General features: G+C 63.9%; 26 protein-coding genes and 1 tRNA gene. 17 read left to right on the plus strand and 10 right to left on the minus strand.

Annotation, left to right across the window (positions count from 1 at the left end):
- Window positions 1-32 precede the first annotated feature (32 nt).
- Together BSG08_RS16975 and BSG08_RS16980 are read left to right on the plus strand one after the other, a co-directional pair.
- Window positions 33-362, plus strand: a complete 330-nt coding sequence (locus BSG08_RS16975) for a helix-turn-helix domain-containing protein (RefSeq protein WP_093039039.1) — start codon at window positions 33-35, stop codon at window positions 360-362.
- A complete protein-coding gene (locus tag BSG08_RS16980; RefSeq protein WP_093039040.1) occupies window positions 355-1,188 on the plus strand; it encodes an ImmA/IrrE family metallo-endopeptidase in 834 nt (277 codons plus the stop codon). The genes BSG08_RS16975 and BSG08_RS16980 overlap by 8 nt, the downstream gene beginning before the upstream one ends.
- Window positions 1,189-1,628: 440 nt before the next feature.
- On the opposite strand, the gene BSG08_RS16985 is transcribed toward BSG08_RS16980, so the two are convergent.
- Window positions 1,629-1,718 (minus strand) — tRNA-Ser (locus BSG08_RS16985).
- Window positions 1,719-1,933: 215 nt separating this feature from the next.
- On the opposite strand from BSG08_RS16985, the gene BSG08_RS16990 reads away from it, so the two are divergent.
- From BSG08_RS16990 to BSG08_RS17020, 7 genes are read left to right on the plus strand one after another with little or no spacing between them, the layout of a single operon-like run.
- Window positions 1,934-2,851: an SPOR domain-containing protein gene (locus BSG08_RS16990; RefSeq protein ID WP_093039041.1), complete on the plus strand. Its 918-nt coding sequence runs from the start codon at window positions 1,934-1,936 to the stop codon at window positions 2,849-2,851.
- Window positions 2,852-2,866: 15 nt separating this feature from the next.
- Window positions 2,867-4,030 (plus strand): D-alanyl-D-alanine carboxypeptidase family protein, encoded by a 1,164-nt coding sequence (locus BSG08_RS16995; protein ID WP_093039042.1) that lies wholly within the window; start codon window positions 2,867-2,869, stop codon window positions 4,028-4,030.
- Window positions 4,027-4,653, plus strand: coding sequence for a dTMP kinase (tmk, locus tag BSG08_RS17000; protein WP_093039043.1), 627 nt, complete (start codon window positions 4,027-4,029; stop codon window positions 4,651-4,653). The genes BSG08_RS16995 and tmk overlap by 4 nt, the downstream gene beginning before the upstream one ends.
- Entirely contained in the window at window positions 4,650-5,771 is a 1,122-nt protein-coding gene (locus BSG08_RS17005) for a DNA polymerase III subunit delta' (protein ID WP_093039044.1), read from the plus strand. The genes tmk and BSG08_RS17005 overlap by 4 nt, the downstream gene beginning before the upstream one ends.
- A 19-nt stretch (window positions 5,772-5,790) precedes the next feature.
- A complete protein-coding gene (locus tag BSG08_RS17010; RefSeq protein WP_093039045.1) occupies window positions 5,791-6,582 on the plus strand; it encodes a TatD family hydrolase in 792 nt (263 codons plus the stop codon).
- The gene (locus BSG08_RS17015) at window positions 6,582-7,379 is read left to right on the plus strand and encodes an MBL fold metallo-hydrolase (protein ID WP_093039046.1); all 798 of its coding nucleotides are present in this window, start codon (window positions 6,582-6,584) and stop codon (window positions 7,377-7,379) included. The genes BSG08_RS17010 and BSG08_RS17015 overlap by 1 nt, the downstream gene beginning before the upstream one ends.
- A 4-nt stretch (window positions 7,380-7,383) precedes the next feature.
- Entirely contained in the window at window positions 7,384-8,313 is a 930-nt protein-coding gene (locus tag BSG08_RS17020; RefSeq protein WP_093039047.1) for an AEC family transporter, read from the plus strand.
- A gap of 73 nt (window positions 8,314-8,386) precedes the next feature.
- Here BSG08_RS17020 and BSG08_RS17025 read toward each other — a convergent pair whose 3' ends face one another.
- The 6 genes from BSG08_RS17025 to BSG08_RS17050 all read right to left on the minus strand — a co-directional run bounded on the left by BSG08_RS17025 (window position 8,387) and on the right by BSG08_RS17050 (window position 14,141).
- Complete coding sequence (locus BSG08_RS17025; protein ID WP_093039048.1) at window positions 8,387-9,619, minus strand: mandelate racemase/muconate lactonizing enzyme family protein; 1,233 nt, start codon at window positions 9,617-9,619, stop codon at window positions 8,387-8,389.
- A gap of 69 nt (window positions 9,620-9,688) precedes the next feature.
- The gene (locus BSG08_RS17030) at window positions 9,689-10,774 is read right to left on the minus strand and encodes an alcohol dehydrogenase catalytic domain-containing protein (protein ID WP_093039049.1); all 1,086 of its coding nucleotides are present in this window, start codon (window positions 10,772-10,774) and stop codon (window positions 9,689-9,691) included.
- A gap of 66 nt (window positions 10,775-10,840) precedes the next feature.
- Complete coding sequence (pcaD, locus tag BSG08_RS17035; RefSeq protein WP_093039050.1) at window positions 10,841-11,641, minus strand: 3-oxoadipate enol-lactonase; 801 nt, start codon at window positions 11,639-11,641, stop codon at window positions 10,841-10,843.
- A 9-nt stretch (window positions 11,642-11,650) separates the two neighbouring features.
- Window positions 11,651-12,625, minus strand: coding sequence for a threonine ammonia-lyase (locus BSG08_RS17040; protein WP_093039051.1), 975 nt, complete (start codon window positions 12,623-12,625; stop codon window positions 11,651-11,653).
- Window positions 12,622-13,455, minus strand: a complete 834-nt coding sequence (locus tag BSG08_RS17045) for an alpha/beta fold hydrolase (RefSeq protein ID WP_093039052.1) — start codon at window positions 13,453-13,455, stop codon at window positions 12,622-12,624. The genes BSG08_RS17040 and BSG08_RS17045 overlap by 4 nt, the downstream gene beginning before the upstream one ends.
- A complete protein-coding gene (locus tag BSG08_RS17050; RefSeq protein WP_093039053.1) occupies window positions 13,455-14,141 on the minus strand; it encodes a haloacid dehalogenase type II in 687 nt (228 codons plus the stop codon). Before BSG08_RS17050 ends, BSG08_RS17045 begins: the two co-directional genes overlap by 1 nt.
- Window positions 14,142-14,350: 209 nt before the next feature.
- On the opposite strand from BSG08_RS17050, the gene BSG08_RS17055 reads away from it, so the two are divergent.
- Window positions 14,351-14,779: an FKBP-type peptidyl-prolyl cis-trans isomerase gene (locus BSG08_RS17055; RefSeq protein ID WP_093039054.1), complete on the plus strand. Its 429-nt coding sequence runs from the start codon at window positions 14,351-14,353 to the stop codon at window positions 14,777-14,779.
- 48 nt (window positions 14,780-14,827) lie between these two features.
- Here BSG08_RS17055 and BSG08_RS17060 read toward each other — a convergent pair whose 3' ends face one another.
- The gene (locus BSG08_RS17060; RefSeq protein WP_093039055.1) at window positions 14,828-15,817 is read right to left on the minus strand and encodes an NADPH:quinone reductase; all 990 of its coding nucleotides are present in this window, start codon (window positions 15,815-15,817) and stop codon (window positions 14,828-14,830) included.
- A gap of 11 nt (window positions 15,818-15,828) precedes the next feature.
- Window positions 15,829-16,266: an iron response transcriptional regulator IrrA gene (gene irrA, locus BSG08_RS17065; protein ID WP_093039056.1), complete on the minus strand. Its 438-nt coding sequence runs from the start codon at window positions 16,264-16,266 to the stop codon at window positions 15,829-15,831.
- A gap of 174 nt (window positions 16,267-16,440) precedes the next feature.
- On the opposite strand from irrA, the gene fabA reads away from it, so the two are divergent.
- The 4 genes from fabA to BSG08_RS17085 are packed head-to-tail and all read left to right on the plus strand — an operon-like array spanning window position 16,441 to window position 19,374.
- Complete coding sequence (fabA, locus tag BSG08_RS17070) at window positions 16,441-16,950, plus strand: bifunctional 3-hydroxydecanoyl-ACP dehydratase/trans-2-decenoyl-ACP isomerase (RefSeq protein WP_093039057.1); 510 nt, start codon at window positions 16,441-16,443, stop codon at window positions 16,948-16,950.
- A gap of 24 nt (window positions 16,951-16,974) precedes the next feature.
- Window positions 16,975-18,204, plus strand: a complete 1,230-nt coding sequence (gene fabB / locus BSG08_RS17075; RefSeq protein ID WP_093039058.1) for a beta-ketoacyl-ACP synthase I — start codon at window positions 16,975-16,977, stop codon at window positions 18,202-18,204.
- Window positions 18,205-18,211: 7 nt separating this feature from the next.
- Window positions 18,212-19,003 carry an enoyl-ACP reductase FabI gene (locus BSG08_RS17080; protein WP_093039059.1) on the plus strand — a complete coding sequence of 264 codons (792 nt, stop codon included), beginning with the start codon at window positions 18,212-18,214 and terminating at the stop codon, window positions 19,001-19,003.
- Between the two features lie 59 nt (window positions 19,004-19,062).
- Window positions 19,063-19,374, plus strand: coding sequence for a hypothetical protein (locus tag BSG08_RS17085; protein WP_093039060.1), 312 nt, complete (start codon window positions 19,063-19,065; stop codon window positions 19,372-19,374).
- Window positions 19,375-19,387: 13 nt separating this feature from the next.
- Here BSG08_RS17085 and BSG08_RS17090 read toward each other — a convergent pair whose 3' ends face one another.
- Window positions 19,388-20,257 (minus strand): glycosyltransferase family 2 protein, encoded by an 870-nt coding sequence (locus BSG08_RS17090; protein ID WP_093039061.1) that lies wholly within the window; start codon window positions 20,255-20,257, stop codon window positions 19,388-19,390.
- A gap of 109 nt (window positions 20,258-20,366) precedes the next feature.
- On the opposite strand from BSG08_RS17090, the gene miaB reads away from it, so the two are divergent.
- The 3 genes from miaB to ybeY all read left to right on the plus strand — a co-directional run bounded on the left by miaB (window position 20,367) and on the right by ybeY (window position 23,307).
- Window positions 20,367-21,692 carry a tRNA (N6-isopentenyl adenosine(37)-C2)-methylthiotransferase MiaB gene (gene miaB / locus BSG08_RS17095; protein WP_093039062.1) on the plus strand — a complete coding sequence of 442 codons (1,326 nt, stop codon included), beginning with the start codon at window positions 20,367-20,369 and terminating at the stop codon, window positions 21,690-21,692.
- 145 nt (window positions 21,693-21,837) lie between these two features.
- Window positions 21,838-22,812: a PhoH family protein gene (locus tag BSG08_RS17100; RefSeq protein WP_093039063.1), complete on the plus strand. Its 975-nt coding sequence runs from the start codon at window positions 21,838-21,840 to the stop codon at window positions 22,810-22,812.
- Window positions 22,813-22,818: 6 nt separating this feature from the next.
- Window positions 22,819-23,307 carry an rRNA maturation RNase YbeY gene (ybeY, locus tag BSG08_RS17105; protein ID WP_093039064.1) on the plus strand — a complete coding sequence of 163 codons (489 nt, stop codon included), beginning with the start codon at window positions 22,819-22,821 and terminating at the stop codon, window positions 23,305-23,307.
- Window positions 23,308-23,338: the final 31 nt, after the last annotated feature.

Raw genomic sequence — 23,338 nt, forward strand, 5'->3', positions numbered from 1 at the left:
GGTGGAGTTCGACATACCGAACAGAGGGCACCATGCAAATCGGAGAACGCCTCTTCAGCCTGCGCCAGAAGAGCGGGCAGTCGTTGCAGCAAGTGGCCGACGCCATCAAGATTTCCAAGGCGCATATCTGGGAGCTTGAGAAAGGCCGCAGCACCAACCCGTCCTTCGATCTCGTGCGCAAGCTGGCCGGGCATTTTGGGGTGAGTATCGATGAACTGGTGGGTCAGGCGGATGAACCGGATGCGGAGCGGCTTCAGATCGAGCGGCTGCACCGGGGTCTGGATGATCTGACCGACCGCGACCGGGAGATTGTCGAGGAGATGATCAAGGTCTTGAAGGCCCGCGCGGCGGCTCGTGACTGAGGCCCTGGACCTGCACCGTTTCGAGCTTGCCGATATAAGCCTGCCGCGATCTCTCGCCCTTGCCGTGCATGCCCAGCTCGGGAAGATCGCGCCGCCGGTTCCGGTGGATAACATTGCACGCGCGCTCGATATCGCGGAGATCCGCACGGACATCTTCGATGGTTTTGAAGGCATGTTGCTCACGGACCAGTGTCGGAGCCAGGGAGCGATCCTCGCGAGTACACGTCATGGACAGCGCCGCGCCCGCTTCACCATTGCACATGAGTTGGGACATTTCCTGATGGAGCAGCACGTTCTGTCTGCGGAGGACGGGTTCAGATGCCGCGCGCAGGACATGCGCGAGACGCGGGAGGGCCGACGTCATCAGAAGCAGGAGAGCCAGGCCAATGAGTTCGCGATCGGACTGCTGGCGCCCTTCAGGATGGTGGACCTGTTCCTGTCGAAGGATCCCGACCTGCGAGATGGCCAGCGCCTGCGGGAGGGTCTCGACGTCAGTCTCGAGGCTTGCGTCCGGCGCATGATCGATCGGCGCCAGGAGCCTCTGGCGGCGGTCTGGTCGAAGAACGGGCAGGTGCGATATTCGACACGCAACGGCGGGTTTCCATTTGTCCATCTCGAGCCAGGTGACCGGCTGCCGCAGATCTCGGCCGCGTTCCGCGCGGTCGGCAACAACAGCCAAGGCTTCACCGCATTCACCGAGATCCACGCGGCCGCCTGGATCAACCGTACAGACATAGACCTCTTCGAACAAACCCGCGTTGGCGCAGACGGCCATGCGGTCACGCTGCTCTGGGCCGATGCGCCGGAACCGGATGAGACGGATTAACCTGACGATTCCGTGCACCGCGAGCTCGATGTCCCAAGGTTCTAGTGGAGAATCGTCCCGCGCCAGCATTCCCTGTTAGCCTCTGCAGCCTTCCCTGATCGGCAAAAATCATTCCCTGATCAGCCGGAGAAAATTCCCTGTTCCTGACAGAACAGGGAAACGCCCCTCAAGCTCCTGCAAACACGCGTGAAATCACAGCGCAAATCGCCGGATCCGGCTCAAAACAGCCCTGGAAAACCAGATTACCCTGATAATTCCCTGTAAATCAGTGAACCCGCCCAAAACCGAACCGTCTCAAACGGCCATCTGAGACTCGGACCGCAATGTCAGCAAAATGCCGAGTAACGGTACGTCTCTGTTGCGAATATGCTATAGCAAGGCTCTGAATTTGCGTTGAAAAACAGGAGAAAATCGCACCGTTCCAGAGAGACGGGTGTGGGTGGCGGAGGAGGTGGGATTCGAACCCACGGTACGCTTTCACGCACGCCGGTTTTCAAGACCGGTGCAATCGACCACTCTGCCACTCCTCCGATCTTGACGTGCCTATAGGCGCGCAAACGATTCTGGAAGACAGGTTTGCGGGGAAAATCGCGCACCGCCCTGTTGCGCACTTTTCTTGTGAAGGGCAAGGCGCTAGAGTGCGGACGCGCATGATGGAGAAACGCGCTACGAATCCGTCATCTCAACGACCGGACAAACCGGCGGGGCGCGGTGTCGCGACGCGAAGACAGGCAAGGGGCGAGGCATGGCTGGTTCATCAACAGAGCGGCGCGGAGGTTGGCGCGGACTTGCGGCGGGAATCGGTCTGATGGTGCTCGCCGGATGCGGCGAGGACGGACAGTTCGCGCTTTTCCAGTCCGGTCAGGAGCAATCGACAGGGACCGCCGCGAGAACCGCTGCACCCGAAATGGTCGAGCGCGATGTCGAGGCGCCGGATGTGTTCCAGGTCACTGATATGGGACTCTGGGACGGGCGTCCGTCGCTGGGTGGCGTCTGGGTCGCGCATCCGGATGTCAAGGAGCCCGAGCGCGTGCTGATCCGCAACACGGCCAATTCGAAATCGGTGATCGGCGCGCTGTTCCGGCGCGAGATGAGCGCTCCCGGTCCGATCCTGCAGGTGTCCTCGGATGCGGCCGTTGAACTTGGCATGCTGGCGGGGGCGCCCACTGAGCTGGACGTGGTTGCCCTGCGGCGCGAAAAGACGACGGTCGAAGCGCCCGCCGCCGCTGACGAGGCGACGGAAGAATTGAAGCCTGCCGGGGTGATCGAGGAAACGACGCTCGATCCGGTCGCCGGAGCGGCGGTGGCGATTGACGCCGCCGAGGTGGCGGAGGCGGCGCGGTCGCAATCGGTCGTGGTGCCACAGACTAGACCACAAACCAGACCACAGACCGAACCGTCCGCTGCTCCGCAGGCCCAAGCCGTGTCGGTTGAAAAGCCATATATCCAGATCGGTATCTTCAGTCTGGAGCAGAACGCCCGCGCCGCTTCGTCAAGGTTGAGCAATGCTGGGATCGTCCCGCAGGTGCTCGAGCAGACGTCGCAGGACAAGACGTTCTGGCGCGTCATTGTCGGGCCGGTCACGGATACTCCGGAACGTACCGTGCTGCTTGAGCAGATCAAGGGGCTGGGCTTTGCCGATGCCTATCCTGTCACCAACTGATCCCGGGAGACCGTGATGCGCCTTTTCCGTAATCTCTCCGTCATCCTGCTCAGCTTTGCGCTGGCCGCGCCCGCTCATGCGTTCGAGACCAGCGCCCGCGCCGCCTATGTGGTTGACGTGACCACCGGCACGGTCCTGCTGAACAAGAATGCCGACACCCCCCTGCCGCCTGCGTCGATGTCCAAGCTGATGACGCTCTATGTCGCCTTCGAAGCGGTGCGCAGCGGGCGGCTCACGCTTGACGAACGTCTGCCGGTTTCGCAGCACGCCATGAGCTTTGGCGGCTCGACCATGTTTCTGGACACGACGGACCGGGTGCGGGTCGAGGATCTGTTGCGCGGGATCGTCGTGCTGTCGGGCAACGATGCCTGTGTGGTGATCGCCGAGGCGCTCAGCCCCGATGGCACCGAGGCGGGGTTTGCCCGGTTCATGACGCAGCGTGCGCAGCAACTGGGAATGACGAATTCGGTGTTCAAGAACGCCAGCGGCTGGCCCGCCGAGGGACATGTCATGAGCATGCGGGATCTGGCGCTGCTGTCGCGGCGGATCATCGAGGATTTCCCGGAATTCTACGAGATGTTCGCCGAGACCGAATTCCGTTTTGACGGGCGCGCGCCGAGCAACATTCACAACCGCAATCCGCTTCTGGGTCTTGGCATCGGCGCCGATGGTCTCAAGACCGGACATACGCAAGAGGCGGGCTATGGGCTGACCGGATCGGCCAAACAGGGCGACAGGCGGGTGATCTTCGCGATCTCCGGGCTGGACAGCATGCAGGCGCGGGCGCGGGAATCCGAGGCGATCGTGAACTGGGCCTTTCGTCAGTTTGCGCAGAAATCGGTCGTGAAAGCGGGCGAGGAACTGGCGCGCGCGCCGGTCTGGATGGGAGAGGCGGCGACCGTTGGTCTGACACCCGCCGAGGATGTAAACACGCTCCTGCCGGTTCTGGACGGTGGCGAACTGAAGGCCGAGATTGTGTTTACCGGGCCGGTGCGCGCGCCGCTGGCCAAGGGCGATGTGCTGGCCGAACTGGTTTTCGCGCCGGCCGACCTGCCCGAGACGCGGGTGCCGCTGGTGGCGGCCGAGGATGTGGCGCAGGGCGGGTTCCTGACGCGCTTGCGCACGGTCTCGGGCCTGCTGCTCTCACGCTTGCAGCAAGGGCCCGAGGGAACGCTTTGAGCGGGCAGGGGTTCTTTGTCAGTTTCGAGGGAATCGACGGGTCGGGCAAATCCACGCAGGCGCGGCGGCTGCACGACGCGCTGCACGAACAGGGCCGTGACGTGGTTCTGACCCGCGAGCCGGGTGGCAGCCCGGGGGCCGAGGAAATCCGGCGGCTGGTGCTGGAAGGGGACAAGGATCGCTGGTCGGCGGAAACCGAGATGCTGCTCTTCACGGCGGCGCGGCGGGACCATCTGGAACGGGTGATCGAACCGGCGCTTGCGGCGGGCAGGGTGGTGATCTGCGATCGCTTTGCCGATAGCACGCGCATGTATCAGGGGTTGGGCCGGGGCGATCTGCGCGCGGCTGTGGACCAGTTGCATGCGATGATGATCCGCCGCGAACCGGACATGACCGTGCTCGTCGATATCGAGCCGGGAGTCGGGCTGGACCGGGCGTTGGCGCGGGGTGGTGCGGAGGCGCGGTTCGAGTCTTTCGGCGAGGAGTTGCAGGCGCGGATGCGCGCCGGATTTCTGGCGCTTGCAGAGGAATTCGCGGATCGTTTCGTTGTGATCGACGGCAACCGCAATGTGGAGGATGTGGCTGCCGATGTGGCGCAGGCGGTTCGGGTTCGGCTGCCATGAACGATGAGAGTCTTCCGGAACCCGACCGTATAGAAGGCGCGCCACATCCGCGCGAAACCGCACGGCTTTTCGGTCAGGGTGCGGCGGAGGCCGAGTTTCTCGATGCGTGCAACACCGGGCGATTGCATCATGGCTGGCTGATCACCGGTCCGCGCGGCGTGGGTAAGGCGACGCTGGCCTGGCGCATGGCGCGGTTCTTGCTGGCCACGCCACTGGCGCATAACGAGGGGCTCTTTGGCGCGCCCCCGCCACCCGAGACGCTGGACATTGCCGCCGATCATCCGGTGGCGCGGCGGCTGCTGGCGTTGTCGGCTCCGGGGCTGTTCCTGCTCAGGCGCGGGGCCAATGACAAGGGTGATCGGCTGGCCGCTGAAATCCGTGTGCAGGAGGTGCGCAGACTGGGCACTTTCTTTGCCCTCTCGGCGGCGGATGGAGGGCGGCGGGTGGTGATAGTGGACGCGGCGGATGATCTCAACACGCAGGCCGCAAATGCGCTTCTCAAGATGCTTGAAGAACCGCCGGCGCACACGGTGATGCTGCTCGTCTCGCACCAGCCTTCGGGGTTGTTGCCGACGATCCGTTCGCGCTGCCGGACGCTGCGGCTGGTCCCGCTGGAACCGCCCGACATGGCGCAGGCGCTGGAACAGGTGGGTATTGCGTCCGATGGCGATCCGGCGGCGCTTGCGGAGTTGTCCGGCGGCTCGGTGGGGGCGGCGGTGCGGCTGATCAATCTGGGCGGCCTGAAGATTTATGGCGAACTGATGGGCCTGATGGAGAGCCTGCCGCGCCTCGACCGCGCGCGCGCGCTGAAACTGGCCGAATCGGTAGCCATGCGCGGGGCCGAAGAGCGGCTCGACCTCTTGTTTTCGCTGACCGATCTGATGCTCGCTCGTCTGGCGCGCAGCGGGGCGATGGGGCAAGCGCCCGTGACGGAGGCGGCGCCGGGAGAGGCGGTGCTGTTCTCGCGGCTGGCGCCTGATCCACACAAGGGCCGGGCCTGGGCGGAGTGCGCCGAGGCGATCGGTACACGGGCGCGTCACGGCCGGGCGGTCAACCTTGACCCTGCCGCCCTGGTGCTGGATACGGTGTTCAGGATTCAGCAAACCGCCGGGGCCTGAACCCCGGCCGAGGACAGGCATGAGCACCGACATCCGCATCACCGACAGCCATTGCCATCTTGATTTTCCAGATTTCGACGCCGAACGGGACGCGGTGATCGAGCGTGCCGTGGCGGCGGGGGTGCATCGGATGGTGACGATCTGCACCAGGCTGGAGCAGGAGGCCCTGGTACGCGCGATTGCCGAGCGGCACCCTTCGGTGTTCTATGCGGCGGGCATTCACCCGATGCGCGCGTCGGAGGGGCCGCTGATCACGGTCGAGGATCTGGTGAAACTGGCGGATCATCCGAAATTCGTGGGTATCGGTGAAACGGGTCTGGATTACCATTACACCGCCGACAGCGCGGCGGTGCAGCAAGACAGCCTGCGGGTCCATATCGAGGCCGCGCGTCGGACCGGGCTGCCGCTGATCATTCATGCCCGTGCAGCGGATGCGGACATGGCGCGCCTCCTGATCGACGAATACCGCAACGGTGCCTACACCTGCGTCATGCATTGCTTTTCCTCCGGTCCCGACCTCGCGCGCGCGGCGCTCGATCTGGGGTTTTACCTCTCGGTGTCGGGGATTGCCGCCTTTCCCAAGAGTCAGGATCTGCGCGATATACTTGCCGCCGCCCCGGTGGATCGCATTCTGGTCGAGACCGACGCACCCTATCTGGCGCCACCGCCCTATCGGGGAAAACGCAACGAACCGGCCTACACGATTCACACGGCGCAGAAGGCGGCCGGGATCTATGGCATGGACTGGCCCGAATTCGCGGCCCAGACCGAGGCCAATTTCGAGCGGCTTTTCACAAAGGCGGTGCTGTGATGGCCGAGTTGCGGTTTACCATCCTAGGCTGTGGCTCTTCGGGCGGGGTGCCGCGTCTGGGCGGACACTGGGGCGACTGCGACCCGGACGAGCCGCGCAATGCGCGCCGTCGCTGCTCCATGCTGATCGAACGCGAGACCGAAACCGGCACTACCCGCGTGCTGATCGACACCTCACCTGACCTGCGCGCGCAGCTTCTGGATGCCGGGGTCGGAGTGCTGGATGCTGTGGTCTATACCCATTCTCATGCCGATCATGTCCACGGGATCGACGATCTGCGGATGATCGTCTTCAACATGCGTCGGCGGCTGCCGGTCTGGGCGGATGGCGATACGCAGAACGCGCTCTATGCGCGTTTCGGCTATGCGTTCGTCCAGCCTGACGACAGCCCCTATCCTCCGATCCTCGACATGCATACGATCAGAGGGCCGTTTCGCGTCGAGGGAGAGGGTGGGGCAATCGAACTCTGCCCGATCCGGGTGCAGCACGGCTCTATCGACGCGCTCGGGTTTCGGGTCGGCGATCTGGCCTATCTGCCCGACGTGGCAGTCATCCCCGACGACGCCTGGGCGATTCTGGAGGGGCTGGATTGCTGGGTGCTCGATGCGCTCAGGCGCACGCCGCACCCGACGCATGCGCATCTTTCGCGGTCGCTCGAATGGATCGCGCGCGCGCGCCCGCGCCGCGGCGTTCTGACCAACATGCATATCGACATGGATTACCGGACACTGGTCGAGGAAACCCCCGAACATGTGACTCCGGCCCATGACGGCATGATCATCCGCTACCCGGTCTGATCCGATGCAGGCGTTGATCGAGGTCATTCTGCCGGTCTTTCTGGTGATCGGCTTTGGTTATGTCGCGGTCTGGCGGCGCTGGTTCAGTCAGGCGGGGGTGGACGGGCTGATGGCATTCACCCAGAAATTCGCCATTCCCTGCCTGCTCTTTACCGCCATTTCCCGGCTTGATCTGGGGCAAAATTTCGATCTGCGCCTGTTGGCGGGATTCTATGCTGGCGCGTTGTCGGGTTTTCTGCTGGGGCTGTTCGGCGCGCGGCTGATCTTTGGGCGCACATGGGAGGATGCAGTGGCCATCGGCTTTTGCTGTCTGTTCTCCAACTCGGTTCTCCTGGGCCTGCCGATCATGGAACGCGCCTATGGGGCGGATGCGCTCGCCGCGAATTTCGCGATCATCGCGGTACACTCGCCATTCTGCTACGGCATCGGAATCACCGTCATGGAGGTGGTGAAGGCGCGCGGCGTGGCGGGGCCGCAGGTTGTCGTCAAAGTGCTCAAGGCGATGTTCTCCAACACGCTGATCATGGGCGTGGGGCTGGGTTTCGTGGTCAATCTCTCGGGACTCACGCTGCCGGGGCCGGTCAATGACGGGCTTGATCTGATGGTGCGCGCGGCGCTGCCTGCCGCGCTTTTCGGGTTGGGCGGCGTGCTGGTGCAATACCGGCCCGAGGGCGATCTGCGCGTGATCCTTTATGTCTGCCTGATCTCGCTGGTGGCGCATCCGCTGATCACCTACGGCCTTGTTCTGGGGTTTGGTCTGCCGGTCGAGGCAGTCCGCTCGGCGGTGGTGACGGCGGCAATGGCGCCGGGGGTCAACGCCTATATCTTTGCCAACATATATGGCAACGCCAAGCGGGTGGCGGCATCGAGCGTGCTTTTGTCGACGGCGCTGACGGTCGTCACCGCATGGGTCTGGCTGCAAATCCTGCCCTGAGAGGCAAGGGCCCACGGGATGGGATGGTGCCGGGCGACCGGATTTGCGCGTAGCTCGGGGCATTGTGCGCACGTCAGCCGATCTTGAGCGGCGCCCCACCGGCAAAGCTGTTGCCTTTGACGTAATCGCAGGGTGCCTCCTGCATTTCCAGATGCAGGCCGCTGTCGGTATAGGGATGCGCGCGCGCCAGATCCTCGTTCACCTCGATGCCCAGACCGGGGGCCTCGGGCGGGGTGACAAGGCCATTTTCGACACGGATTCCACCGCCGATCAGGGCATCGTGAAACGGCGTCTCGATGCTCTCGGCCATCAGGATATTGGGGATCGAGGCGGCAAGGTGGATATTGGCCGCCCATTCGACGGGTCCGGCATAAAGATGCGGGGCCATCTGCGCGTTATGCGCCTCGGCGATGGCTGCGACTTTCTTCATCTCCCAGATGCCGCCCGCACGGCCAAGGGCGGGTTGCAGGATCGCGGCGGCACCGGCCTGCAGGACGGCGGCGAATTCGGCCTTGGTAGTCAACCGCTCGCCGGTGGCGACGGGGATGCGCACGGCCTGCGCGACCTGCGTCATCGCGAGCGGATTGTCGGGCGGGACGGGTTCTTCGAACCAGAGCGGCGAATAGGGTTCCAGCGCCTGACCCAGCCGGATCGCGCCTGCCGTGGTGAACTGCCCGTGGGTGCCGAACAGAAGATCGGCCTTGTTGCCGACAGCTTCGCGGATAGCCTTGCAGAAGGCGACAGAGATCGAGATATCCGACATCGCGGGCATATGGCCGCCGCGCAGAGTGTATGGCCCGGCTGGATCGAACTTGACCGCCGTATAGCCGCGCGCGACGCAATCGGCAGCACTTTCGGCAGCCATCTCGGGTGAGGTCCAGAAATCGGCGACGGGATGATGGGGCAGGGGATAGAGATAGGTATAGGCGCGGATGCGGTCATTCATCCGCCCGCCCAGAAGCGCCCAGACCGGTCGTCCGCGCGCCTTGCCCAGAATGTCCCAGCAGGCGATCTCCAGCCCGGAGAACGCCCCCATCACGGTCAGGTCGGGCCGCTGGGTGAAACCCGAAGAATAGGCGCGACGGAACATCAACTCGATATTCTCAGGGCTCTCGCCCGCCATGTGCCGCGCGAACACATCGTTGATTACTGCGCGCATCGCCTCGGGTCCGACCGATGAGGCATAGCATTCGCCCCAGCCGGTGATCCCGTCATCGGTGGTGAGCTTGACCAGAATCCAGTAGCGCCCGCCCCAGCCCGGAGCCGGGGGCGCGGTGACGATGATGTCCAGATCCTTGAGTTTCATGGAATTTATCCTTTGTGTATTCTGGTTCCCGGCCTTCGGGCCACCGAGACGTTTCAGGCGGGAATAACGCTATTCAAATACGATCACATTGCGTCGGGCCGCGCCGGATCTGGTATCGGCAATTGCCTCGTTGATCTGGTCAAGACGCCAGCGGCCGGAAATCAGCTCATCGAGCCTGAGCCGCCCCTGCCGGTAGAGATCGACCATCCAGGGGATATCCCGGCGGATCACCGTCTCGCCCATTTTCGAGCCGATCATGGACTGACCTGCCGCCGCGAAATTGACCGCCTCGTAGGATGAGACGGCACCCGTATGGGGCATGCCGACCATGATCATGCGACCGCCCCCGGCAAGGTAACGCGGAGCATCGTCATAGGCGCGGGCCGCGCCCACGGTGACCAGCACCACATCGGCCCCGCGCCCCATGGCTTGTTTCGCTGCGCGCCAGGGCTTTTCCTGCGTCGCCATCACGCCGTCGGTCGCGCCAAAGGCGCGCGCGGTGGCCAGCTTGTCGTCGCTCATATCTACCGCGACGATGCGCCGGGCGCCGGCAATGCGCGCGCCCTGAATGGCATTGAGCCCGACGCCGCCCGCGCCGATCACCACCACATCCTCACCGGCACGCAGGCGTGCGGCATTGACCACCGCGCCCACGCCGGTGATGACCCCACAGGCCAGAAGGCTGGCGGCGGCCATGTCGATGCCTTCGGGGATTTTCACGATCTGGCTGTGATGCACCACCACCTTTTCGGCAAATGCGCCGCAGGCCATGGCCTGTGTCAGCCTCCCGCCCGACGCCGTACCAAGCGGTCCGTCTTCGCCGTCATGCGGCGTCTCGCAGCCGGTGGGCCGTCCCGCAGCGCAGGGCGCACAGTTCCCGCAGGCGCGGATCAGCGTGACAACCACCGGATCACCCGGAGCAAAGCCCGTGGTGCCAGCGCCCACCGCGCTTACGCGCCCTGCCGCCTCGTGACCGTATACCGCCGGAAGCGTGCCGCCCCAGGCGCCTTCGGCAAAGGAGATGTCGGAATGGCAGATCGCCACCGCTTCGAGATCAATCTGCACCTCACCCGGCTGGGGCGCGCGCAGATGCACGTCCTCGATCACGAGCGGCTCGCGGAAGGCGTGGCAAACCGCGGCTTTGATGATCTGCATGTCTCTGTTCCTTCTGGTTTCGCGTCAGGTGATGCGGATTCGCGCGGGGCCGCAAGCACGATCGCGTCACATCGTGTCGATATGGCCCGTGCCACGCAGGAAATCGTCGAGCAGGCGCGCGTAATCCTCGGGGTGGTCAATGGGGGGCACATGGCCCGCGCGACGGATCAGGTGAAAGCGTGATCCGGGAACGAGTGCTACCGTCTCGCGCACCAGATCGGGTGGGGTCGATCCATCCTCTGATCCGGCAATCCCCAGTGTCGGCAGGCGCAGGCCGCTTGTGGGGGTATAGAAATCGGTGCCTGAAATGGCCGAGGCACAACCGACATACCCCTCCGGATCATGTCTGCTGAGCAGGTCTAGCCAGGGCAAATGGCGGTTCTCCCTGATGAAAACCGGCGAAAACCAGCGTTGGCAGGAGGCGAGGGCCAGATCCGCCATCCCGCCGGGGCGGCGGGCGGTGGCGATGCGCCCGGCCCAGATTTCCGGCGTGCCGATCCTGGCCCCGGTATTGGAGAGCACCAGCGCGCGAATCAGATCGGGACGCTTGACCGCCAGCCCCTGGGCCACCATGCCGCCGATGGAGAGACCGACGAACATCGCTTCGGTGATGTTCAGGTGATCCAGAAGTCGCTCGGCATCGCGCACCAGCGCCCCCATCGAATAGGGGGCGGGAGGGCAGGAGGATTTCCCATGCCCGCGCGCGTCATAGCGGATGATCCGCAATCCCGGTGGCAGCAACGGCACCACCGCATCCCATAGCATCGTGCCGGTGCCGAGCGCATGGGCAAAGACGACGGGCGCGCCGTCGCGTGTCCCCTCGTCAAGGTAGTGCAGGGTAACATCATCGAATTCGGCAAACGGCATGGGCGATCCTCAGGCAAAGCGGTGCAGGGCTTCGCGGAACACATCGGCGTCCACGTTACCGCCGGAAATGGTGGCAAAGACCGCATCGCCTTCGATTTGATCGCGGCGAAAGAGGGCGGCTGCCAGCGCCACCGCGCCGCCGGGTTCCGCCACGATCCTGAGCCGGGAGAAGGCAAGCGCCATGGCGTGCAGACATTCGTCCTCGGTGACCACAAGGCCGGGGCCGCAAAGGCGTTGCATGATCGGAAAGGTGATATTGCCCGGCTGCGGTGTCACGATGGCGTCGCATAGGCTGCCCGAAAGGCGCGTGTTGCGTTCGATCCGGCCAGAGGCGAGCGAACGGGTGGCGTCGTCGAAGCCCTCGGGTTCGCAGGGGCGCGCGCGCAAACCCGGCGCATCTGCCTCGAGTGCCAATGCAATGCCCGAGGTCAGGCCGCCGCCGCCGCAGCACACCAGCACATCGGCGGTTCCGATGCCAAGTGCGGCCGCAGCCTCGGCGATCTCCAGCCCCACCGTGCCTTGTCCCGCGATCACCTGCGGCTCGTCATATGGCTTGATCAGCGTGAGACCGCGCTCGCCGCTCAGGCGCGCGCCGATGGCGTCGCGATCCTCGGTCGCGCGGTCGTAGAGCACCACCTCCGCTCCCAGAGCGCGGGTGTTGTCGATCTTGGTCCGTGGCGCGTCCGAGGGCATGATGATCACGCTCGGCACGCCGAATTCGTTTGCCGCAAGGGCAACGCCCTGTGCGTGGTTGCCAGAGGAAAAGGCGATGACGCCATGCGCACGAGTATCGGGATCAAGCGCCGAGATGGCAGAGCGCGCGCCGCGATACTTGAAACTGCCGGTGTGTTGCAGGCATTCAGGTTTCACGAACACGCGACGCCCCGCGATCTCGTCGAGAAAGAGCGAGGACAGCAGTGGCGTGCGCCTCGCATGGCCCGCAAGGCGGGCAGCGGAGGCGCGGATCATGGTGATGTCTGTCATTCTATCTGGTCCAGAAGGGCGTGAATGGCGGCGAGCGCCTCGGGTTCATCGAGAAAGGGCACATGACCGCGATCCGGCACCGTGGCGGCGATCATGCCGGGATGGCGGGCCTGCATCGCGGCCAGCGTGGCGGGTGTCAGAAGGTCGGAATTGGTCCCGCGGATTGCGGCAAGCGGCAGATCGCGCAGCGTGTCAAAGAGCAGCCACAGATCTGGTGCCTCGCCCGCGCCAGCCTGACCGATCAGCGCGTCGCGCAGGCGGGCATCATAGCGGATGCCAAGGCCGCCGCCGGGCCTTTCCTCGAACATGAATCCGGCCTGCTGTCGCCAGCGGGCGAGCGGCACGCCGGGAAAGCCGGTTGCATGCACATGTGCAAGCGCTGCTGCGGCGGCGTCGAGATCGGGCAGGTCGGGCGCGCGGCCGACATAATCCATGATCCGCTCCAGCCCCTTCGGATCAACCTCGGGACCGATATCGTTGAGCACCACCCCCGACAGTCGCGCGGGATGGCTGTAGGCCAGCACCATTGCGATCAGCCCGCCGCGCGAGGTGCCGAGGATGGTGGCCCTGTCCAATCCCGCGTGATCCATCAGTTCGATCGCATCCTGCCCCTCGCGCAGGATGTTGTAGCTCATGCAATCGGGTGCGTGATCCGATTGTCCGCGCCCGCGATAGTCCATGCGGATCACCCGGTGCCCGCCAAGATGCGGCAGCACAAAGCTGAAATCCGCACTGTTGCGGGTCAGCCCGGCAAGGCAGAGGATCGCGGGGCCTTCGCCTTCGTCCTCGTAATGCAGCGACAATCCGTCAGAGGTGGTGAATCGCGCCATCAGCCGCGCGCCAGATCGGGGATTCCGGTCAGATCGCTCAGACGGTGTCTTGGTGTTGCGGGCAGGCGGTCCACCGGGTCGCCGGCACGGTTGACCCAGGCGGTCGTGAAACCATATCCTGCAGCGGCGCAGGCGTCCCAGCCGTTCGACGACACGAACAGCACCTCATCCGGTGCACAGCCGAATCGCTGCCCCACCAGATCATAGACCACGCGCGCGGGCTTGTAGATGCCGACGCTCTCGACCGAGAGCACGTCGTCAAGCACATCCCCGATACTCGCCGACTGCACTGCCCCCTGCAACATGTCCGGTGATCCGTTGGACAGAATCGCGGTGTTCATGCCCGCCGCCTTGAGTGTGGCCAGCATGGCGGGAACCTCGGGATAGGCTTCCAGCTCCCAGTAGAGTTGCAGCAGGCGTTCGCGCAATCCGGCATCGGCCTGCAATCCTTCGGCTTCAAGCGCCCAGTCCAGCCCGTCCTGCGTCACCTGCCAGAACCCGGTGTGCTGGTCCATGACGGCGCGCAGCCAGGTGTATTGCAACTGTTTGAGCCGCCATTTCTCGGCGATCGCCGGCCAGTGGCGGGCAAAGACCTCGCGTCCCGGTTCCTGCGCGGCGCTGCGCGCCGCGGCGGCGACGTCGAACAGCGTTCCATAGGCGTCAAAGATGCAGGTGGTGATCGGCATGGCAGTCCCCCTTTGTGATCGGGCGCAGACTGGCACGGAACAGAACGGCGGGAAAGACCCAAGCGCTCACGCGGCTGTGAGGAGTGCGGGTCATCGTCAGGATCGGTTTGCAAATCAGATCGGGGGCAGGTAAGATTCATCCATCATACAAGCACCCGCGTGGCAGACGCGGCCTTGCAAACTCATCCCCCCAACAGATTGGATATGCCATGACGCAGGTCAAACCGGGCGATACCGTCCGCATTCACTATACCGGAACACTGGCGGACGGCACTACCTTTGACAGCAGCGAGGGCCGCGATCCACTGGAATTCGCGGTTGGATCCGGGCAGATCATTCCCGGTCTCGATGCCGCCCTGCCGGGCATGGCTGTGGGCGAGAAGAAGACCGTCGAAGTGTCCGCCGACGAGGCGTACGGTCAGCCGGATCCGAGCGCCCAGCAGGCCGTGCCCCGCGCCGAGATTCCCGCCGATATCCCGCTCGATCCGGGCACGCAGTTGCAGGTGCAGACGCCGCAGGGGCAGGTGATGCCGGTGACGGTGGTCGAGGTCACCGAAGAGCAGGTGGTGCTGGATGCCAATCACCCGCTTGCGGGCAAGGATCTGACCTTTGCCATCGAATTGGTCTCGATCGCCTGAACCGTGCGCTCCGGCCCCTGCGGCAGGTCGCGTCGTGGGTCGCAGGGGTCAGGCGATGTCGAGCAGAACTGCGCCCATGCGCCCCGGCGTCATCGTCGCCTCATGCGCCCTGGCACAGTCTGCCAAGGGGTAATGCGCGTGGATCGCGGGGCGAAGCGCACCGGTTTCAAGGGCCTCATGCAGCCGTGCGATGGCGATCTGCCGGGCGGCGTCAGGCAGGATGTAAACCAGCGTGATGTCGAGCGTGAGCGCCTTGAAGAGATAGGGGCCAAAGGGCAGTTGCGGGACCATGTCCTTGCCCGAGCCATAGGCGGCGATGGTGCCGTTCGGGGCCATGACCTCGGCCAGCAGGGCGGCGTTCCGGCCGAATTCCACCTCGATCGCGCGCGAGACGCCACGACGGCCGGTGGCATCGAGGATCCTCGCGGCAAGATCGGGGTCGGCATAGTCGAACACATGCGCGGCGCCTGCTGCGCGCACCCGCTTTATGGCAGAGTTCGAGCAGGTGGCGATGACCGTCGCACCCGAGGCGCTGGCCAGTTGCACCGCGTTATGCCCCACCGCCCCCGCGCCGCCCGAGACGAGCAGCGTCTGTCCCGCCACCTCGCCGCCGCCATAGACGGTGTGCGCGGCGGTCAACCCCGGAATTCCCAGGGTCGCACCGGTGTCAAATGACACCCCTTCGGGCAGGGGCACGGCCTGTGCGGCGGGCAGGGCGATATAGTCGGCCGCCGTGCCCGATGGCCGCTGCCACTGACCGTTCCAGATCCACACGCGCTGGCCGATGCGCCCGGCGTCGACATCTTGGCCGACCGCCTCGATCACGCCCGCGCCGTCTGAATGCGGGATGATTCGCGGAAAGGGCGGCCTGGTTGCACCGGGGCGATTGCCTGCCCGCGCCTTGGCGTCCGACGGATTGACTCCCGAGACATGCAGCCGCACCAGCACCTCGCCCGGTGCCGGGTCGGGGGATGGCATATCCGACAATCGCAATACATCCGCTGCCGCGCCGAATTCCGAGTACCAGACCGCGCGCATCGCGGGGCCGGTCAGCGAGTGCGGCGCAGGCGGATCACCACATCCACTGCGGTGATTTCGGCCCCCTCCGGAGCCTTGGGCAGACGCGCGATTTCCAGCTCGCCCGCCGGCGCATCGCTGAGCCGGTTTTCGTCTTCCCAGTAGAAATGCGGATGATCATGGGTGTTGGTGTCAAAATAGCTTTTCGAGCCGTCCACGGTCACCTCCTGCACCAGTCCCGCATCGCAAAAGGCGCGCAGGGTGTTGTAGACGGTGGCCAGCGATACGCTTTCCCCGTAAGTACGGGCATCGTCGAAGAGGCTTTCGGCGGTGACGTGACGATGCTGGCCGTCGCCCACCAGCAGCGTGGCCAGCGTCACGCGCTGCCGGGTCGGGCGCAGACCGGCACCCGAAAGCCATCTGGTCGCAACTGTCGTTGCCTGCGCTGTTGTCGTTGCTTGCGCTGTCATTGTCTCGTCATTCCCGTGTTTCCCAGTAATATAGGGGCGGAACCACCCTGATTTCAAATAAAAACACTGTCGCCTGAAACGGAGGCGTGTTGACGCCGCAGGCTTGCATGCGCCTTTTGCCGGATGGTAGAGGGTTTCTGACGACTGGGTCTAGCAATCAAGGGAACCGCCTGAATGGCCGACTATCCAAGCAGCTTCGATCGGGACGATCTGCTGAAATGCGCACGCGGCGAGCTGTTCGGACCGGGCAATGCGCAATTGCCCGAACCGCCGATGCTGATGATGGACCGGATCACCGATATTTCCGGGGATCGCGGCGTGCATGGCAAGGGGCATGTGGTGGCGGAATTCGACATCCGTCCCGATCTTTGGTTCTTCCAATGCCACTTTCCCGGTAATCCGATCATGCCGGGTTGTCTGGGGCTCGACGGCTTGTGGCAGCTTACCGGCTTCAACCTCGGCTGGCGGGGCTGGCAGGGGCGCGGGTATGCTCTTGGTGTGGGCGAGGTCAAGCTGACCGGGATGGTGCGCCCGGATCGCAGGATGCTGACCTATTACGTGGATTTTACAAAGGCAGTGCAGACCCGTCGCCTGACGATGGGGGTTGCCGATGGCCGCGTTGAGGCCGATGGTGAAGTCATCTATCAGGTCAGCGACATGAAGGTCGCCTTGTCGGACAACTGAGCCTCGCAAAGAAGGAGTGCGCCTATGCGTCGAGTCGTGGTGACCGGTCTGGGGATTGTCTCCAGCATCGGCAACAACGCCGAGGAAGTTCTCACCTCGCTCCGGGAGGGGCGGTCGGGGATCACCGCCAATGAAGCTATGGCCGAACACGGCTTTCGCAGCCAGGTGGCGGGCGCGGTCAAGCTCGACGTGACCGAACATGTGGACAAGCGCACGCTGCGTTTCATGGGGCCGGGTGCGGCCTATGCCCATATTGCGATGAGCCAGGCGATTGCCGACAGCGGGCTGGAAGAGGCTGATATCGTCAACCCGCGCACGGGCCTTGTGGCGGGATCGGGAGGGCCTTCGACCTCGGCGATGCTGCAGGCGCATCAGGTCGTGCTGAATTCCGGCGCGACCAAGCGGATCGGACCCTTTGCCGTGCCCAAATGCATGTGCTCGACGATTTCGGCCAATCTGAGCACGGCGTTCCGGATCAAGGGCATCAACTATTCGATCACCTCGGCCTGTTCCACAAGCCTGCATTGTATCGGCAATGCCGCCGAGCAGATCATGATGGGCAGGCAGGACGTGATGTTCGCCGGCGGCGCCGAGGAACTGGACTGGACGCTCAGCTGTCTCTTTGACGCGATGGGGGCCATGTCCTCGAAATACAACGACACGCCGGAAAAGGCGAGCCGCGCCTTCGATGCGGGGCGCGACGGGTTCGTGATCTCGGGCGGGGGCGGCATCCTCGTGCTCGAGGAACTCGAACATGCCAAGGCGCGCGGTGCGAAGATCTATGCCGAGGTGACGGGCTATGCCGCCACGTCCGACGGGCATGACATGGTTGCCCCTTCGGGCGAGGGCGGCGAGCGGGCGATGCGGCTGGCGCTGAGCCAGCTTACTGCGAATCGCAGGGTCGGCTATATCAATGCGCACGGCACATCTACCCCGGTCGGCGACATCGGCGAGGTCGAGTCGGTGCGTCGCATCTTCGGCAAGGGCAACGTGCCACCGATCAGTTCGACCAAGTCGATGACCGGCCACAGCCAGGGCGCAACCGGCGCGCAGGAGGCGATCTACTGCCTTCTGGCGCTTGAGCACGATTTCATCATTCCCTCGATCAATGTCGATACGCTCGACCCCGCGCTCGATCCCGCCGAGATCGCCACCGTGCGGGTGGACAACGCCGGGCTCGACACGGTCATGACCAACAGCTTCGGCTTTGGTGGCACAAATGGCTCGATGCTCCTGAGCAAATATTACGGATGACACGCAGATGACGAATTCAATGCAGGGCAAGCGCGGCCTGATCATGGGGGTGGCCAATGACCGCTCCATCGCCTGGGGCATCGCTCGGTCCATGCACGCGGCAGGGGCGGAACTGGCCTTTACCTATCAGGGTGAGGCCTTTGCCAGACGTGTCGAGCCGCTGGCCGCGAGCGTTGGCTCCGATATCCTGCTGGATGCGGACGTGACCGACGATGCCTCGCTCGATGCGGCGTTCAGCGCGCTGGCCGACCGCTGGCCGACCATTGACTTCGTGGTTCATGCGATTGCCTATTCGGACAAATCGGAACTGACCGGGAGGTTCCTCAACACCAGCCGGGCAAATTTCAAGCATTCGATGGATATCTCTGTCTATTCCTTCATCGAGGTGGCCCGCCGCGCCTATCCTATGATGAAGGAGAATGGTGGCTGCCTGCTGACACTGACCTATCAGGGTTCGAACCGGGTGGTGCCGAATTACAATGTCATGGGCGTGGCCAAGGCCGCGCTTGAGGCGGCAACGCGCTATCTGGCGAATGATCTGGGGCCCGATGGTATCCGTGTCAACGCGATCAGCCCCGGCCCGATGAAGACGCTGGCAGGGGCAGCGATTGGCGGTGCGCGCAAGACCTTCAAACATACCGAAGCCAACGCGCCGCTGCGCGCCAACGCCACGCTCGAGGCGATTGGCGGCACGGCGGTCTATCTCGCGTCCGACGCCGGAGCCTGCACCACGGGCGAGATCATCCGTGTCGACGGTGGTTTTCATGTGTTGGGAATGCCGCAGCCGGAGTTTCTGTAGCCCGGTCTTGGCCCCGCTTTTGCCCCAGAAATGCCACCACGCGATGCGAGCCTGATCGTATGTTGATTGATCGGAACGCGCCGCCGCCAAGGCAGGACATTTACAAGGCCCGCGCCAGCCGGGCGCGAGGCTGGGCCTGGCTTGTCGGGACTGGCCTTGTGGGTTGCATGCTGGTCGCCATCTGGCAGGAACCCGCGCTATCGCCCAAGGTGCATGCCGGAATGCAACTGGCGGCGAACTCCGGCGAACAGATGATCGCGCGCAACGAACAGGTTCAGGCGTTTCTGACTCGACGGTCGAGTGCCGCGCAGAGCGCCACCGGCGAGCGTACCGATCCGGTATCGGCGATGCTGCAGAAGATCAACAATTGACGGACCCGACCGCTCAGAACCATTGCCCCGGTTCCATCAGGCCCAGATCCAGCAATTGACGGGAATGCCATTCGAAGGGCACGGAATTGTGCCATTTGAAACTGTGGATGTCGAAGGTCGATCCGGGGTTGCGCTTGAGCGCCTTGGCGGTGCGAAAGGACGCGATGGCGCTGGTCAGGTTGTGATGCCACGGACAGGCATAGGTGTTGTATTCGGGGTCGCTGAATGTGTGATCCTCGCGCAGCATGAGGCCCGGGCGCGCCCGAAACAGTGCAATCCGGTCGATCCTGCGCTTTGATGCTGGGACATGTTCCTCGTAGCGCCAGCGCAGTCCGCCAAAGAAATCAAGCTGCCGCTCCATCGGATGATTGTCGCCAGCGGGATCCGGGCGGGCCAGCGCGTAATAACCCGACTTGTCCAGATGCGCCTCTTCGAGCGAGACCGCATCGGGAAAGCGCTCCAGATCCCCGGCATAGAGGTCGATGACATAGGTCAGCATTGCCTCGCGCCGCTCTTCGGTATGAAAGGCCAGCATTTCACCCACGCTGCGCGTTTCGCAGAAGGGAAAGAACAGATATTCCGCGTTGTAGCAGTAATACATCCACAGTCCCGGCGCTGCGGCGATGACGGCGTTTACCGTCCCGGTCAGGCTGTCGCCTCCTGTCAGGTCGTGGCGTATGCGATGCACCGCCCCGGCAACATCCGGGTCGAGCGCGAAACTGTCCGGCATCAGGGCGAGAACGGATTCGAACCCGATGTCGAGGTGATGGCGCAGGGTCGATCCGATCTCGGTCTCGTCCTCGGCGAATATGAGTGCTACGGGCCCTCTGGAAAGCGCCTCACCGGGGCGTGCAAGAAAGGTTCGTAGATCGGGGGCTGGCATGGTCTGCTCTGTCCTTTTGGGGCAAAATCCGTCAAACGTCCGGGCATTGCAAGTGCCCCGTGCTGTGATGTAGTCAGGCAACCTGAACCCTCAGGCGGAGGCCGGGCGTATGACGGATGTGAAAAAGCTCTACATCAAGACCTATGGCTGTCAGATGAATGTCTATGACAGCGAGCGCATGGCCGAGGCCATGGGCGGGGCGGGATATGTGGAAACGCAGGAGCCGTCAGAGGCCGACATGATCCTGCTCAACACCTGCCACATCCGCGAAAAGGCGGCGGAAAAGGTCTATTCCGAATTGGGGCGGTTCCGCGCGTTGAAGGTTGAGAAACCTGATCTCAAGATCGGCGTGGCGGGTTGTGTGGCGCAGGCTGAGGGCGAAGAGATCATGCGCCGCCAGCCGCTCGTCGATCTGGTGGTGGGGCCGCAGAGCTATCATCGACTGCCGGAGATGGAGGTGCGCGTGCGCAAGGGCGAAAAGGCGCTCGACACCGATTTTCCGGCGGAGGACAAGTTCGATACGCTGCGCCATCGTCCCAAGGCCGCGCGCGGACCGACCGCGTTCCTGACCGTTCAGGAAGGGTGCGACAAGTTTTGCGCGTTTTGTGTCGTGCCCTATACGCGGGGCGCCGAGGTCAGCCGTCCGGCAGAGCGCGTGCTGGAAGAGGCACGCGATCTGGTGGCGCGCGGCGTGCGCGAGATCACGCTCTTGGGGCAGAATGTCAACGCCTATCATGGCGCGGGTGTGGGCGGCGACTGGTCCCTGGCGCGGCTCATCTGGGCGCTGTCGGATATCGAAGGGCTGGAACGTATCCGGTTCACCACCAGTCACCCCAACGACATGCAGGACGATCTGATTGCGGCGCATGGAGAATGCGCCAAGCTGATGCCCTATCTGCATCTGCCGGTGCAATCGGGCAGCGATCGCATCCTCAAGCGGATGAACCGCGGCCATACCGCCGACGGATATCTGCGCCTGATCGAGCGGATTCGCTCGGCGCGACCCGATATTCTGCTGTCCGGTGACTTCATCGTCGGGTTCCCTGAAGAGACCGAGGCGGATTTTCAAGCCACGCTCGATCTGATCGAGGCGGTGAATTACGGCTATGCCTTTTCATTCAAGTATTCCACGCGCCCCGGCACGCCCGCAGCCGAAAGACCGCAGGTGGACGAGGCGGTGAAATCCGAGAGGCTGCAACGCCTGCAGGCGCTGATCACCCGCCAGCAGCGCGCGGCGCAGGATGCGATGGTGGGGCGGACGGTTGGCGTCCTCTTTGAAAAGGCGGGGCGTCTGCCCGGGCAGATGGTGGGCAAATCCGACTATCTGCATGCGGTGCATGTCTCGGATGCGGGCGCGCATCCGGGGGATCTGGCACAGGTCGAGATCACCGGCAGCGGATCGAATTCCCTGGCGGGGCGGATAGTGGCGATCTGACCGCCGATGGGCAGTATTTGATCCAAAAGAACAGACATTCCGCGCAGGACACTTGCACCTTGCGGCTCATCTTGGCAGGCTTGTCCCAGACATTTGCCACTGGGAGAAATGATTGGTCCACAGCGCGCCGCCCCCCGCCCCCGACATGGCTCCGATGCATGAAGCCGTGGTAGAATTTCCTGACAACATGTTGCTGATTGACCTGTGCGGCGAATATGACCGCAACCTCGCGGAAATCGAGCGCAAGCTGGGCGTGCAGATCGTGCGGCGCGGCAATCATCTCTCGGTGATGGGCGAGGACGGCCCGGTGCAGGAGGCCGCGAACGTGCTAAGGGCGCTTTACGCGCGGCTGGAAACAGGCAAGGCGGTTGCATCGGCGGATGTGGACCGTGAATTGCGCATGGGTGGCTCTGAGGCCGAGACCGGCGCCCTGACGGGCGATCAGATGGAAATGTTCAAGGCCGGTCCGATCGAGATCAAGACCCGCAAGAAATATGTCGAACCACGTACCGAGGCGCAGAAATCCTATGTCAAATCGCTGTTTGCGCATGAGCTGGCCTTTGGCATCGGGCCGGCGGGCACGGGCAAGACCTATCTGGCCGTGGCGGTCGGCGTAAACATGTTCATCGAGGGGCATGTGGATCGGATCATTCTCAGCCGCCCGGCGGTCGAGGCGGGCGAAAAGCTGGGCTATCTGCCCGGCGACATGAAAGACAAGGTCGATCCCTACATGCAGCCGCTCTATGACGCGCTCAATGATTTTCTGCCGGGCAAGCAGGCGGCCAAGCTTATCGAGGAAAAGAAGATCGAGATCGCACCGCTGGCGTTCATGCGCGGGCGCACGCTCAGCAATGCCTTCGTGGTGCTGGACGAGGCGCAGAACGCGACCTCGATGCAGATGAAGATGTTTCTCACGCGCCTCGGCGAGGGCAGCCGGATGGTCATCACCGGCGACCGCACGCAGATCGACCTGCCGCGCGGTGTGTCTTCGGGGCTGGCGGATGCCGAACGTCTGCTGAAAACCATCCCGCAGATCAGTTTCAACTATTTCACTGCCAGGGATGTGGTGCGTCACCCGCTGGTGGCGGCGATCATCGAGGCCTATGAGGCGGATGGCTGACGGGTCATGCTGACCGAGGTGATCATCGAGGACGACCGCTGGCAGGCGGCGGGGCTGGAGGATCTGGCGGAACGTGCGGCAGAGGCGGTGCTGGACCATCTCGGACTCAGGCCCGATGATTGGGGTATCAGCGTTCTGGCCTGCGACGACGCGCGCATTGCCGCGCTCAATGCTGATTTCCGGGGCAAGTCGCAGCCGACAAACGTGCTGAGCTGGCCCAGCCGGGAACGCGCCGCCGCAACGCCGGGCGCGCAGCCCGAATTACCGGCACCCGGTGCCGACAATGAACTGGGTGACATCGCCATCGCCTGGGAAACCTGTGCCCGCGAAGCCGCAACAGGCGGCAAACCTCTCACGGACCATGTGACGCACCTGATCGTGCATGCGGTGTTACATTTGCTGGGGTATGATCATGTACGTGATCAGGATGCCACTCTGATGGAAACAACAGAGGCAGTGATACTTGGCAAACTGGGGGTGGCTGACCCATATTAGCGCTATAGGGGCGAAAGCCTTGTTTTTGGAA

The organism is Roseovarius azorensis (assembly GCF_900109455.1).
GTDB classification, from domain to species: Bacteria; Pseudomonadota; Alphaproteobacteria; order Rhodobacterales; family Rhodobacteraceae; genus Roseovarius; species Roseovarius azorensis.

Excerpts from the sequence above, each read along its gene's own strand:
- BSG08_RS16975 (WP_093039039.1), top strand. The coding sequence starts at position 33 with ATGCAAATCGGAGAACGCCTCTTCAGCCTGCGCCAGAAGAGCGGGCAG.
- BSG08_RS16990 (WP_093039041.1), top strand. The coding sequence starts at position 1,934 with ATGGCTGGTTCATCAACAGAGCGGCGCGGAGGTTGGCGCGGACTTGCG.
- BSG08_RS16995 (WP_093039042.1), top strand. The coding sequence starts at position 2,867 with ATGCGCCTTTTCCGTAATCTCTCCGTCATCCTGCTCAGCTTTGCGCTG.
- BSG08_RS17005 (WP_093039044.1), top strand. The coding sequence starts at position 4,650 with ATGAACGATGAGAGTCTTCCGGAACCCGACCGTATAGAAGGCGCGCCA.
- BSG08_RS17010 (WP_093039045.1), top strand. The coding sequence starts at position 5,791 with ATGAGCACCGACATCCGCATCACCGACAGCCATTGCCATCTTGATTTT.
- BSG08_RS17015 (WP_093039046.1), top strand. The coding sequence starts at position 6,582 with ATGGCCGAGTTGCGGTTTACCATCCTAGGCTGTGGCTCTTCGGGCGGG.
- BSG08_RS17020 (WP_093039047.1), top strand. The coding sequence starts at position 7,384 with ATGCAGGCGTTGATCGAGGTCATTCTGCCGGTCTTTCTGGTGATCGGC.
- BSG08_RS17025 (WP_093039048.1), bottom strand. The coding sequence starts at position 9,619 with ATGAAACTCAAGGATCTGGACATCATCGTCACCGCGCCCCCGGCTCCG.
- BSG08_RS17030 (WP_093039049.1), bottom strand. The coding sequence starts at position 10,774 with ATGCAGATCATCAAAGCCGCGGTTTGCCACGCCTTCCGCGAGCCGCTC.
- pcaD (WP_093039050.1), bottom strand. The coding sequence starts at position 11,641 with ATGCCGTTTGCCGAATTCGATGATGTTACCCTGCACTACCTTGACGAG.
- BSG08_RS17040 (WP_093039051.1), bottom strand. The coding sequence starts at position 12,625 with ATGACAGACATCACCATGATCCGCGCCTCCGCTGCCCGCCTTGCGGGC.
- BSG08_RS17045 (WP_093039052.1), bottom strand. The coding sequence starts at position 13,455 with ATGGCGCGATTCACCACCTCTGACGGATTGTCGCTGCATTACGAGGAC.
- BSG08_RS17050 (WP_093039053.1), bottom strand. The coding sequence starts at position 14,141 with ATGCCGATCACCACCTGCATCTTTGACGCCTATGGAACGCTGTTCGAC.
- BSG08_RS17055 (WP_093039054.1), top strand. The coding sequence starts at position 14,351 with ATGACGCAGGTCAAACCGGGCGATACCGTCCGCATTCACTATACCGGA.
- BSG08_RS17060 (WP_093039055.1), bottom strand. The coding sequence starts at position 15,817 with ATGCGCGCGGTCTGGTACTCGGAATTCGGCGCGGCAGCGGATGTATTG.
- irrA (WP_093039056.1), bottom strand. The coding sequence starts at position 16,266 with ATGACAGCGCAAGCAACGACAACAGCGCAGGCAACGACAGTTGCGACC.
- fabA (WP_093039057.1), top strand. The coding sequence starts at position 16,441 with ATGGCCGACTATCCAAGCAGCTTCGATCGGGACGATCTGCTGAAATGC.
- fabB (WP_093039058.1), top strand. The coding sequence starts at position 16,975 with ATGCGTCGAGTCGTGGTGACCGGTCTGGGGATTGTCTCCAGCATCGGC.
- BSG08_RS17080 (WP_093039059.1), top strand. The coding sequence starts at position 18,212 with ATGACGAATTCAATGCAGGGCAAGCGCGGCCTGATCATGGGGGTGGCC.
- BSG08_RS17085 (WP_093039060.1), top strand. The coding sequence starts at position 19,063 with ATGTTGATTGATCGGAACGCGCCGCCGCCAAGGCAGGACATTTACAAG.
- BSG08_RS17090 (WP_093039061.1), bottom strand. The coding sequence starts at position 20,257 with ATGCCAGCCCCCGATCTACGAACCTTTCTTGCACGCCCCGGTGAGGCG.
- miaB (WP_093039062.1), top strand. The coding sequence starts at position 20,367 with ATGACGGATGTGAAAAAGCTCTACATCAAGACCTATGGCTGTCAGATG.
- BSG08_RS17100 (WP_093039063.1), top strand. The coding sequence starts at position 21,838 with ATGGCTCCGATGCATGAAGCCGTGGTAGAATTTCCTGACAACATGTTG.
- ybeY (WP_093039064.1), top strand. The coding sequence starts at position 22,819 with ATGCTGACCGAGGTGATCATCGAGGACGACCGCTGGCAGGCGGCGGGG.